Origin of the sequence: Streptomyces pinistramenti (genome assembly GCF_020564935.1) — a bacterium.
GTDB lineage: Bacteria > Actinomycetota > Actinomycetes > Streptomycetales > Streptomycetaceae > Streptomyces > Streptomyces pinistramenti.
In genome coordinates this window covers 1-11,807 of record NZ_JAJCXB010000026.1, presented here as the reverse complement: position 1 = coordinate 11,807, position 11,807 = coordinate 1, and the positions used below count along the sequence as shown (strand labels likewise).

At 72.8% G+C, this 11,807-nt stretch carries 8 protein-coding genes and 1 pseudogene; 4 read left to right on the top strand and 5 right to left on the bottom strand.

Annotated elements, in window-relative coordinates; translation table 11 throughout:
- Positions 1–121: 121 nt before the first annotated feature.
- Positions 122–862, bottom strand: a complete 741-nt coding sequence (locus LIU39_RS19090; protein WP_227047970.1) for a TetR/AcrR family transcriptional regulator — start codon at positions 860–862, stop codon at positions 122–124.
- A 180-nt stretch (positions 863–1,042) separates the two neighbouring features.
- Here LIU39_RS19090 and LIU39_RS19085 point away from each other — a divergent pair, with 180 nt between their 5' ends.
- Positions 1,043–1,483 carry a nitroreductase family deazaflavin-dependent oxidoreductase gene (locus LIU39_RS19085; RefSeq protein WP_227048035.1) on the top strand — a complete coding sequence of 147 codons (441 nt, stop codon included), beginning with the start codon at positions 1,043–1,045 and terminating at the stop codon, positions 1,481–1,483.
- Between the two features lie 26 nt (positions 1,484–1,509).
- On the opposite strand, the gene LIU39_RS19080 is transcribed toward LIU39_RS19085, so the two are convergent.
- Positions 1,510–2,715, bottom strand: a complete 1,206-nt coding sequence (locus LIU39_RS19080; RefSeq protein ID WP_227047969.1) for a geranylgeranyl reductase family protein — start codon at positions 2,713–2,715, stop codon at positions 1,510–1,512.
- 177 nt (positions 2,716–2,892) lie between these two features.
- Here LIU39_RS19080 and LIU39_RS19075 point away from each other — a divergent pair, with 177 nt between their 5' ends.
- Positions 2,893–4,254, top strand: coding sequence for a dipeptidase (locus LIU39_RS19075; protein ID WP_227047968.1), 1,362 nt, complete (start codon positions 2,893–2,895; stop codon positions 4,252–4,254).
- Positions 4,255–4,345: 91 nt separating this feature from the next.
- On the opposite strand, the gene LIU39_RS19070 is transcribed toward LIU39_RS19075, so the two are convergent.
- The gene (locus LIU39_RS19070) at positions 4,346–5,383 is read right to left on the bottom strand and encodes an NUDIX hydrolase (protein WP_227047967.1); all 1,038 of its coding nucleotides are present in this window, start codon (positions 5,381–5,383) and stop codon (positions 4,346–4,348) included.
- Positions 5,384–6,211: 828 nt separating this feature from the next.
- Here LIU39_RS19070 and LIU39_RS19065 point away from each other — a divergent pair.
- A pseudogene (locus LIU39_RS19065) lies at positions 6,212–7,459 on the top strand (glycoside hydrolase family 27 protein); the annotation flags it as partial.
- A gap of 81 nt (positions 7,460–7,540) precedes the next feature.
- Here the strand turns inward: LIU39_RS19065 and LIU39_RS19060 are convergent.
- Positions 7,541–9,523: a serine/threonine-protein kinase gene (locus LIU39_RS19060; protein WP_308409399.1), complete on the bottom strand. Its 1,983-nt coding sequence runs from the start codon at positions 9,521–9,523 to the stop codon at positions 7,541–7,543.
- 86 nt (positions 9,524–9,609) lie between these two features.
- Positions 9,610–10,563, bottom strand: a complete 954-nt coding sequence (locus LIU39_RS19055) for an ROK family protein (RefSeq protein ID WP_227047966.1) — start codon at positions 10,561–10,563, stop codon at positions 9,610–9,612.
- A 143-nt stretch (positions 10,564–10,706) separates the two neighbouring features.
- Here LIU39_RS19055 and LIU39_RS19050 point away from each other — a divergent pair, with 143 nt between their 5' ends.
- Positions 10,707–11,738: a LacI family DNA-binding transcriptional regulator gene (locus LIU39_RS19050; protein ID WP_227047965.1), complete on the top strand. Its 1,032-nt coding sequence runs from the start codon at positions 10,707–10,709 to the stop codon at positions 11,736–11,738.
- Positions 11,739–11,807: the final 69 nt, after the last annotated feature.

Below are 11,807 nucleotides of genomic sequence, written 5' to 3'. Positions count from 1 at the left end.
GCCCACGGCGGCCGTGCGTTGTCCATGCCCGTCACGCTGGACGACGGCGCGGCACGGGGGCGTCAGCCCGGGGCAGTGAACGGGCGTACTCCCGCGGGAGTAGCGGGGCGGGAGGCGCAGGTCAGGGGGGAGCCAGGCCGACACCGGCGGCGAGGCGGCGGACCGTGTGTGCGAAGAAGGCGTCCCGGTCCTCGATCACGCGGTGGAACTGGCCGAAGAGTTCGAAGCTGATCAGCCCGAAGAGCTGCGCCCAGGTGGCGACGAGGACCGCCGTGACGGGCGCGGGCAGCTCGATGTCCAGCTCCGCCGCGAGGGCCCGCGCCTCGCCCGCGACCGCGTCGGACAGCGGCCCGGCGGGTTCCTGGAGCGTGCCGGAGGCGTACGCGTCCCGGACCACGGCGATCAGCGCGAGGGCGACCCGGCCCGCAGGCTCCGCGGTGGCGCGCGGCGCGTGGTAGCCGGGGACCGGCGAGCCGTAGATCAGCGCGTACTCGTGCGGATGGGCGAGGGCCCAGGAACGGACTGCGGCGCAGACGGCGGTCCAGCGGCCGATGAGGGCATCCACGTCGTCGACGGCGGTGTCCCTTTCGGCGTCGGCGGGCCGTCCCGGCGCCGTGGGATCCGCCGCCTCCGCCGCCTCGCCGATCGCGTTGTAGGCGTCGAGGATCAGCGCGGTGAGCAGGTCGTCGCGACTGGGGAAGTAGCGGTAGAGCGCGGAGGAGGCCATGCCCAACTCGCGGGCGACGGCGCGCAGCGACAGCTTCGCCGCACCCTCGGCCGCGAGTTGCCTGCGGGCCTCGTCCTTGATGGCCGCGGTGATGTCGCTGCGGGCCCGCGCCCTGGCCCCTCGGATCGCCGTCATGGGACGGCAGTCTGCCACCGTTCGGAGCACCGCACAAAAAAGAGAGCACTGCTCTTGCTGTGCCGCGAACCCATGGCGCACACTGCCCTCAGGAGAGAGCACTGCTCTCGCTGTGCGGGAACACCACCACCTCGCGCCACCGTGGCGGAAGCCGCCCACGATCACGCCCCGGAGGACCAGATGTCCCACTACCTCAAGCCCGGTCGCCTGACCGTCCGCCTCAACAGCGCTATCGGCTGGCTGGCCCGACGGGGCATCAGCCTCGCCGGATCCGCCGACCTGGCGGTGCGCGGCCGCAAGAGCGGCACCTGGCGGCGGATCCCGGTCAACCCGATGACCTTCGGCGACGGCCGCTATCTCGTCTCGGCACGCGGCAACTCCGACTGGGTCCGCAACATGCGCGCCGCGGGCGGCGGCCGACTACAGGTCGGCCGCCGCACCCGCCCGTTCACCGCCGTGGAACTGCCGCCCGCCGAGACCCCCGTGCTGCTGCGGGCCTACCTCCGGCGCTGGGGCTGGGAGGTGAAGTCGTACTTCGGCGAGATCACCGCCGAATCCAGCGACGAGGAACTCCTCGCCGCGGCACCCCGCCACCCCGTTTTCCGCATCACGGAATCATGAGGGTGGCCGGGGCGCGGCGCGCGGCCTCATGACCGGTCCATCGTCTCCAGGGCGCGCCGCGCCATCGGGTGGGTGCGGACCAGTTCGCCGAGCGTGGTCGTCCCGCGGGTGATCTTCGCGAAGGCGTTCCAGGCGGGCCGGAAGCCGGTGAGCGCCGCGTGCAGCAGGCCCGGCCTGCGGGAGAAGAGGGCGAGCATCCGGCGGCCCACGCTCATCTCGACGCCGAGGCCCGCCTTGATGGCGAAGGCATAGTTCAGGGCCTGCCGGCGGGCGTCCACGGCGTCGTGCGCCTCGGAGACGCGGACCGCCCACTCCCCCGCGAGCCGCCCGGACCGCAGCGCGAAGGAGATGCCCTCCCGCGTCCACGGCTCCAGCAGCCCCGCGGCGTCGCCCGCCACCAGCACCCGGCCGCGGGAGAGCGGCGAGTCGTCGGAGCGGCAGCGCGTCAGGTGCCCCGACGAGATGCTCGGTTCGAACCCGGCGAGGCCGAGCCTGCCGATGAAGTCCTCCAGATACCGCTTGGTGGCCGCGCCCTCGCCGCGGGCGGAGATCACGCCGACCGTGAGGGTGTCGCCCTTGGGGAAGACCCAGCCGTAACTGCCGGGCAGCGGACCCCAGTCGATGAGGACCCGGCCCGCCCAGTCCTCCGCGACCGTCGGCGGCACCGGAATTTCCGATTCCAGGCCCAGGTCGACCTGGTCGAGCTTGACGCCGACATGTGCGCCTATCCGGCCCGAGCTGCCGTCCGCGCCGACGACCGCCCGCGCCAGGATGACCTCGCCGTCGCTGAGCACCACGGCGACGGTCCGCCGGTCGGGCACCGCGGTGCCGTGCTGCTCCACCCGCGAGACCCCGACGCCCGTACGGATCTGTGCGCCCGCGTCCTTCGCGGCCTTGACCAGCTCCTCGTCGAACTCCGGGCGGTTTATCAGGCCGAAGAGCATGTTCTTGGATCTGCGGGTGCGGGTCATCCTGCCGTTCAGCGAGAACGTCACGGCGTGCACGCGGTCCCGCAGCGGCAGCTCGAAGCCGGGCGGCAGGGAATCCCGCGAGGGGCCGATGATGCCGCCGCCACAGGTCTTGTAGCGGGGCAGTTCCGCTTTCTCCAGGAGCAGCACCCGGCGTCCCGTGCACGCCGCGGCGTGGGCCGCCGAGGCGCCCGCGGGCCCTGCGCCCACCACCACGACGTCCCACACCTGCTCGTTGTCCTCGGCTGCCTGCTCGCTGCTCACCTGTGCTTCTGCTCCCGTTCGATCCTGGCTGCGTCTACCGCCCGCATCCTACGGGCCGCTGCCGCGCGGACTGCCTGTGGGAACATCGGGAGCATTCACGCCCGCACGTCCGGCCCGCCCCGCGGCACCCCGCCGGACCTTCCGTTTGTTCAACGCCGCGCCCACAAGGAGCGTTCCATGTCTGACAGCCCGCTCGCCCGTACCGTCGCCTCGCTGCAGCCGCGTGCCCTGACCGAGCTGGCCGAGCTGGTGGCCTTCAAGTCGGTCGCGGACCCGGATCAGTTCCCCCGCAGCGAGTGCGAGGCGGCCGCGAACTGGGTCGCCGACGCGCTGCGCGCCGACGGCTTCCAGGACGTCGCACTGCTGGACACCCCGGACGGCACCCAGTCCGTGTACGGCTTCCTGCCCGGACCTGCCGGGGCGCCGACCGTGCTGCTGTACGCGCACTACGACGTGCAGCCGCCGCTCGACGAAGCCGCCTGGCTCTCGCCGCCGTTCGAGCTGACCGAGCGGGACGGCCGCTGGTACGGCCGCGGCGCGGCGGACTGCAAGGGCGGGCTGCTCATGCACCTGACGGCACTGCGCGCGCTCAAGGAGCACGGCGGTGTCCCGGTCAACGTCAAGGTGATCGTGGAAGGTTCGGAGGAGCAGGGCACCGGCGGCCTGGAGCGGTACGCCGAGGCGCACCCGGAGCTGCTGACCGCCGACACCATCGTCATCGGCGACACCGGCAACTTCCGCGTCGGGCTGCCGACGGTGACCGCGACGCTGCGCGGGATGACGCTGGTGCGGGTCACGGTCGACACCCTGGGCGGCAATCTGCACTCCGGCCAGTTCGGCGGCGCGGCCCCGGACGCACTGGCCGCGCTGATCCGCATCCTGGACTCGCTGCGCGCCGATGACGGCTCCACGACCGTGAACGGGCTGGCCGCCGACGCCACCTGGGTGGGCCTCCAGTACCCGGAGGAGGAGTTCCGCAAGGACGCCAAGGTGCTGGACGGTGTCGGCCTGATCGGCAACGGCACGGTCGCCGACCGGATCTGGGCCCGCCCGGCCGTGACCGTGCTCGGCATCGACTGCCCGCCCGTCATCGGGGCCACCCCCTCCGTCCAGGCGGGCGCCCGCGCGCTGGTGAGCCTGCGGGTGCCGCCGGGCACCGACGCCGGCGAGGCGACGAAGCTGCTCCTGGCCCACCTGGAGAACGCCGCCCCCTGGGGCGCGCGGGTGACCCTCGAACAGATCGGCCAGGGCCAGGCGTTCCGCGCCGACACCAGTAGCCCGGCGTACGCGTCGATGGCGTCGGCGCTGCACGAGGCGTACGACGGCGAGGAGATGCAGACGTCCGGTATGGGCGGCTCCATCCCGCTGTGCAACACCCTGGCCGGGCTCTATCCGGAGGCGGAGATCCTGCTGATCGGGCTGAGCGAGCCGGACGCGCAGATCCACGCGGTCAACGAGAGCGTCTCCCCGCAGGAGTTGGAGCGGCTTTCGCTCGCCGAGGCCCTGTTCCTCCAGCAGTACGCGGCGAGCCGGGCCTGACAGCGGTACCCGGCGCGCCTGCCGGGCGGGGCCGCCTCCGGATCAACCGGGGCGGCCTCCTGTCCCGTCGGGACGGCGCCGCGCGGGCGGTTCAGCCGCCGGCCGGCACGCCCGCTTCCAGCAGGAGCGGGCGGCCCTGCTCACGGGCGCGCAGGGCCCAGCGCAGGCGGTGGAAGCGCACCGGCGGCAGCATGCGCTCCGCCTCGGCCTCGGTGACGAAGCGCCAGTCACGCAGCTCGGAGCCGGGCAGCAGCAGACCGCGGGTCTGGTCGTCGGTGAGCCTGCCGCCGTCGAACAGCAGCCGCAGGCCGCCGAATCCGGGCGGATCGGGCGCCTCCCAGTCGAGGACGAGCAGCCGCGGCGTGCGGGGAAGCTGGAGGCCCAGTTCCTCGGCGACCTCGCGGATGCCGGCGCGGGTGGGCGGCTCACCGTGTTCGACGATGCCGCCGGGGAATTCCCAGCCCGGCTTGTAGGTGGGATCGACGAGCAGCACCCGGTCCTCGTCGTCGAAGAGCAGCACACCGGCGGCGAGGGTTTCGGCGGTCGGCTCCGGGGTCTGCACGATGCCGCAGTCGCCAGTACCGGAGCGGACCGCCTCGGCTATCTGCTCGGCGGTCTCCCGGGGCGTCAGCAGCCCGGTGTCCACGACGTGCGCGTCCCCCTTGAGCCAGCGCAACGCCTCGGCGTACGGGCCGAGATGGTCCAGGCTCCAGCGGCGTGCCTGCGCCGCGCCCTCGTCGTCGCCCGCGCTCTCCTCGCGGCAGGCGATCCGTTCGCGCAGGATCGTTTCCCCCGCATCCAGCAGAAAGTGCCGTACCGGAATGCGGCGGGCCGCCAGGGAACCGAAGATCTCGTCGCGGTACTCCTGGCGCAGCAGCGTCATCGGCGTCACCAGAGGCCCCGGCACCTCGGTCAGCAGCGCGGCCGCGGTGTCCACGACCATCCGGCGCCAGGCCGGCAGGTCCTGGAAGTCGTCGACCTCCGCGAGGCGCTTGGCGGGCAGCATCATCCGCAGGCCGTAACCGAGGAGTTCCGGGTCGTAGAGCGTGCTTCCGGGAAGCAGGTCGAGCAATTCTTGAGCCGCAGTGGTCTTGCCCGCACCGAACGTGCCGTTCAGCCAGACGATCACGGTTTCCCCTCTTCCCTAGACCCAGGTGAGTTGCCCGCACCACCCTGCCACGCCAACGCTGCGTATCACGGGCCGCACGCGCAACCGGGGACCGCGCGCAATTCCGGCGGCGGTGCGTACCCGGGGGACTGCGCGGCCCCCGTGCGCGCGCCGGTCGCGGAATGCGCCACGACGGGGATGCCATCCGCCACATCCCGCCCCGCGAAGCCCTCGGCAAACAAGCGCTCCCCAACGCTTCCCGCACCGAAACCCCCCGCCCGCATACCGGCGTCACGCCTGACGGGATCTGCATATGACGGCGGCCCATCGCCCGCCGGAACGGCCCGGCCCGGACGTCACGCCTTCCCCGTAACAGGGAATCCATGCCGAATTACCGTTGCTGCCAAGGGAATTGCGGAATGCCGCGGACAGGAATCCACTGAAGTGCGGTGAGAACACCCCGATATCGGTCCCGGGCCTTCACCTCATGGAGCGTTCGGCCCACGGCATCCGGGAGAAGACCCGACGGGACCGAAGGGACGACAAGCACCCGTGTCGCCAACCCACCTCATCAACTCCCCCCACCCCTCGCCGAATCCAACAGAACCGAACGATCCCCTCACCGTCCCACCGACATCCAGCCCAAATCCTGCCCTCCCGCTACGAATTCCCCCTGGCGACCCACAACCCTCCTCAAGCCTCCCCACCTCTTCCAACAGACTCCAACAAGCCCTACCGTAATCACGCGCCCGTCAATGACCGGTACATGGCGACATCCGGGCCACGGTCACCCCACCGCACCTCCCCCGGCACTTCCCTGCACCTCGTCCGAGGACGGAGAACGTGATCATGCACCTGCACCCGCGCACCACCCCCAGGCGGCGCCGGCGGATCCTCGTCGGAGCGGTCTCCGCCGCGCTGCTGTGCACCTCCGGAGCCACCGCCCTGCCCGCCGCCGCCCGCAGCGCCGCGCCCGCCGCCCGCCCCGGTGAGGCACCCGCGCTGCCCGGCGACCTCGCCGCCACTCCCCCCATGGGGTTCAACAACTGGAACTCCACCCACTGCCGCCCGGATTTCACCGAGGAGATGGTCAAGGGCATCGCCGACCTCTTCCTCGACAAGGGCCTCAAGGACGCCGGCTACCAGTACGTCAATCTCGACGACTGCTGGGCGCTGCCCGAACGGGACGCGGACGGCCAACTCGTCCCCGATCCGCAGCGTTTCCCGCACGGCATCAAGGCGGTCGCCGACTACGTCCACTCCAAGGGCCTGAAGTTCGGCATCTACACCAGCGCCGGCACCAAGACCTGTAGCGATATCGGCTTCCCCGGAGCGCTCGGCCACGAGGCTTCCGACGCACGGCAGTTCGCCGGCTGGGGCGTGGACTATCTCAAGTACGACAACTGCAACAACCAGGGTGTGGACGCCCGGCAGCGCTACCTCACGATGCGCGACGCCCTCAAGGCCACCGGCCGCCCCATCGTCTACAGCATCTGCGAATGGGGCGAGAACAAGCCCTGGGAATGGGCGGCGGACGTAGGCCACCTGTGGCGTACCACCGGCGACATCAGTGACAACTGGTCGAGCATGCTGGACATCCTCAAGCAGAACCTGCCGCTGGCACCACACGCCGGGCCAGGACACTGGAACGACCCGGACATGCTGGAGGTGGGCAACGGCGGGATGACCGACACCGAATACCGCAGCCACTTCTCCCTCTGGTCGATGATGTCCGCGCCGCTGCTCATCGGCTCCGACCTGCGCACGGCGACCGCGGCCACGTACGAGATCCTGGACAACAAGGACGTCATCGCGCTCGACCAGGACGCGCTGGGCAAGCAGGCGACGGTGCTGGAGTCCACGGACGGCCGCTGGACGCTGGTCAAGGAGCTGGCGAACGGTGACCGTGCGGTCGCCCTGTTCAACGAAACGGACACCGCGCAGAAGATCACCACCAGCGCGACGGCGGCCGGCCTGCCGCAGGCCGACCGGTACCGGCTGCGCGACCTGTGGCAGCACACCGACCAGCACACCACCGGCGCCGTAGCGGCGGACGTCCCGCCGCACGGCACCGTCGTCTACCGGATCTCCGCCGAAGGGAAGACCCCCGGCGCCGGACGGTCCGGCTCCTGAACCGTCCGCGGCGCGCCGGGCCCCCGCATCCGTCGCGCCGCGGACTCAGCAGACCCCCAGCCCCGGGATGGGCTGGTCGTTCCCGCCGCCGGTGAGGTAGACGACGCTGACGTACACACCGGCATTGCCGCTGTCGTCGTCGGTCTTGGCCCACCAGACGTTGGTCCACTTCCCGTAGGTCTCGCGGCGGCCCAGTTTCGCCTGGCAGTAGAAGTAGTTGGGGCCGCTGTTGAGCGTGCCGACCTGCTGGAAGGACGGGGTGTACGAGGTGGCGGCGCGCCACACCTGGCAGTTGGTCTTGCCGGCGTCGCCCGGGGCGCACGAGGTGCTCTCGGTGGGGGTACCCCCGCCACCGGAGCCGGCGCTGCCGCCCGACCCTCCGGAGCCGCCGTCGTGCGAGCCGCCGCCACCCGTACCGCCGCCGCCATGGTGCCCCGAACTCCCGCCCGTGCCACCGGGCTTGGGGCCGGGCGACGCAGGGCCGTCCGACGGTTCCTGCGCCGGTGACGGCGAAGCGCTCGGGCTCTCCTTGTCCTTGCCCTTCCCCTTGCTCTCGTCCGCCGTCCCGTCCGCGCCGCCGTCGGCCGGGGTGTTCGGCTCGGCGGCGCGGGTCGGGCTGCCGGACGCCGTCGGCCGCGGGCCGCCCTGCGCGACCGTCTCGCCCGAATCCTTGCCGACCAGCGCGTACGTCACTCCGCCGCCGGCGGCCAGCACGGCCAGCACGGCGGCCACCGCGAGGCCGACCCGGCGGCGCCTGCGGGCCGGCTCGCGCTCCTGCGGATCCTGGGGCGGTCCGCCGGCGCCACGCGGGGGCCCGCCACGTACGACAGTGGTGGGCTGATCCCCGATACTCGCTCCGGTGTCGGCGCCGGATGCCGCCGCGCCCGGACCCGGCAGCCAACTCGCCGGAACACCGGCCGCGTTGACGGCGCCGGAGACCTCCGGGCCGAGGGGTCGCGGCGGCGGAGGCGGGCCCAGCGGCCGGATGTCCGTCGCGGTCGGCAGATGCGGTGCGCCGGGCACCGGCCTGCCCATCGGGTCGCGCCCGTCGGCCACCGCCTGGAGCAGCTCGCGCGCGCGGGCCGCGCTCGGCCGGTCCGCGGGATTCTTCGCCATCAGTACGTGCAGCACCGGCGCGAGCGGCCCGGCGTGCTGCGGCTCGGGCAGCGGTTCGGTGACGATCGCGGTCAGCGTCGACCACACCGACGTACGGCGGAACGGCGCGCCACCGCCCTCGACCGCCGCGTACAGCGTCATGCCCAGCGACCAGATGTCCGACGCCGGGGTCGGGTCCATGCCCTGCGCGCGCTCGGGCGGCAAGTAGTCGAGCGAGCCGACCAGTTCGCCGCTGCGCGTGATGTTCGTGGCGGCGCCGTCGTCCGGGGCTTCGATGCTGGCGATGCCGAAGTCGGTGAGGACGACCCGGCCACTGCGGTCCAGCAGGACGTTGCCCGGCTTCACATCGCGGTGCAGCACGCCCGCCTGGTGGGCCGCGTCCAGCGCGTCCGTCACCCGGGCGCCGATCCCGGCGATCTCCCGCGGGTCGATGGCGCCCCGCTGCTCGATCGCGTCGTCCAGGGACGGGCCGTCCACCAGCTCCATCACGATGACGGGGCGGCCGGCCTCGTCGATCACGTCATGGACGGTGACCACGCCGGAGTGCCGGATACGGGCCGCCGCGCGCGCCTCGCGCTGCATACGGGTCCGCAGGTCGGCCAGTTCCGGCGCCGAGGCGTCGGTGTAGGCGCGCAGGACCTTGACGGCGACCTCGCGCCCGAGCACCTCGTCGACGGCGCGGCAGACCACGCCCATGCCGCCGCGGCCGATCCGCCCGGTGACGCGGTAACGCCCGCCCAGGACACGGCCGTTGAGGTCGTCGTCGCCGTCCCGGGCCCACCCGCTCCGTACCGCTTCGCCGGGCCGCCCCGGCTCCTTCGCCGCACCGTCATCCGGCCGACCGGAGCCGGTCACGGCGTCCGAACCCCGTTCATCGTCCGCCCCGCGCTGCTCACGCTCCCCCGATGCCACGTCGTCGATCCCCTCGCTGCCGTCGTCCTGACCGCCCGTTCACGGTCGGCACCAGACTACGGTGCGCGCGGGCCGCAGGTCGTGGCTCAGGGCATCGGGACGAACGCATCGAGACGTGACTGTTGCGCGGCGGCCGCGGCACCGACCAGACCGGCATCCGTCCCCATTTGCGCGGGTACAACCGTAAGGTCCGCCACGAACGAGAGTGTGGCGTAGGACCGGAGGGCTCGGCGCAGCGGGGCGAAGAGGACATCTCCGGCGCCTGCCACGCCGCCGCCTATGACCGCGATGTCGATCTCGACGAGCGTCGCGGTAGCCGCGATCCCGGCCGCCAGCGCCTGCGCGGCCCGCTCGAACGAGCCGAGCGCCACCGGGTCTCCGGCATGCGCGGCGAGCGCCACGGCCGCGGCGCTCGCGTCACCGTCGACCCCCGGCCGCCAGCCGTTGGCCAGCGCGCGGCGGGCGATGTTCGGGCCGCTGGCGATCCGTTCCACACAGCCGCGCGCACCGCACGGGCAGGACTCGCCGTCGAGTTCGACGCTGATGTGCCCGATGTGGCCGGCGTTTCCCGTGGGGCCCGTGTGCAGGCGGCCGTTGAGGACGAGACCGCCGCCGACACCGGTGGACACCACCATGCACAGCGCGTTGGCCCGGCCGCGCGCCGCGCCCTGCCAGTGCTCGGCCGCCGTCATCGCCACACCGTCCCCGACCAGCACGACGGGCCGGTCACCGACCAGCGCCCGCACCCCGTCGACGAGCGGAAAGTCCCGCCAGCCGGGGATGTTGACCGGGCTGACCGTCCCGGCCGACGCGTCCACCGGGCCCGCGCTGCCGATGCCGACCGCGGCCACCCGCGGCCAGGCGGGCTCCACCGTCAGCTCACCGATCACCTCGGCCACCGCGCGCATCACCGCCGCGCCGTCCTGGTCCGCGGGAGTGGGCCGGGACGCCCGTACGAGCAGCCGGCCGTGTCCGTCCACCAGAGCGCCGGCGATCTTCGTGCCGCCGATGTCGAGCGCTGCGCTGAGGTCCGTGTGCATCGGTGTCGAATCTCCTGGTGAGCGCGGGGAGCCGAAGGGAGCGGCCCGGTCTGAGAACGCCAGTCTTCCCGCAGTTGACAACGTTGTCTAGAGGCTATGCTCGACGCCACCCGCCGCAGCCGACAGAAACAGGACCCCGCACCGTGACCGACACCGCCCGGGGCAACTCCCGCCGCTACGGCACCCGGCCCACGATGAAGGATGTCGCGGCGCGCGCCGGGGTCGGCCTCAAGACCGTCTCGCGGGTGGTCAACGGCGAACCGGGCGTCACCCCCGACACCGAACGCCGCGTCCAGGAGGCCATCACCGCGCTCGGTTTCCGTCGCAACGACTCCGCACGGACCCTGCGCAAGGGCCGCACCGCCAGCATCGGCCTCGTACTCGAAGACCTCGCCGACCCCTTCTACGGGCCGCTGAGCCGTGCCGTCGAGGAGGTCGCACGCAGCCACGGCGCGCTGCTCATCAACGGCTCAAGCGCCGAAGACCCGGCCCGTGAACAGGAGTTGGCGCTCGCGCTGTGCGCCCGGCGGGTGGACGGCCTGGTCGTCATCCCGGCCGGCGACGACCACCGCTACCTGGAGCCGGAGATCGCCGCCGGGATCGCCACCGTCTTCGTCGACCGCCCGCCCGGCCGGATCGACGCCGACGTCGTACTCTCCGACAATTTCGGCGGCGCCCAGGACGCGGTCGCCCACCTCATCGCCAACGGCCACCGCCGGATCGGCTTCATCGGCGACCAGCCGCGGATCCACACCGCGCGGGAGCGGCTGCGCGGCTACCGCACCGCGATGGCCGCCGCCGGACTCTCCGTGGCGGATGCCTGGGTCTCCCTCGGCACCACCGAACCCGAGCGCGTACGCGCCGCGGCGGCCGCGATGCTGGACGCACCGGAGCCGGTCACCGCGCTCTTCGCCGGCAACAACCGCGTCACCGTCACCGTGGTCCGGGTGCTCGGCGAACACCCGCGCCCGGTCGCACTGGTGGGCTTCGACGACTTCGAACTGGCCGACCTCGTGCGCCCCGCGATCACCGTCGTCGCCCAGGACGCGGCCCGCCTCGGCCGCACCGCCGCCGGACTGCTGTTCCGCCGTCTCGAAGGCACCGACGAGGCCCCGCGGCGGGTGGAGATCCCCACCCGCCTGATCGCCCGCGGCTCGGGGGAAATCCGGGGGTGAGGTAGCGGGGGGATGGGGGCTGGACTTGGCGGGGCGCCGTCCCCCCACCCCCGAACCCACCCCCGCCCC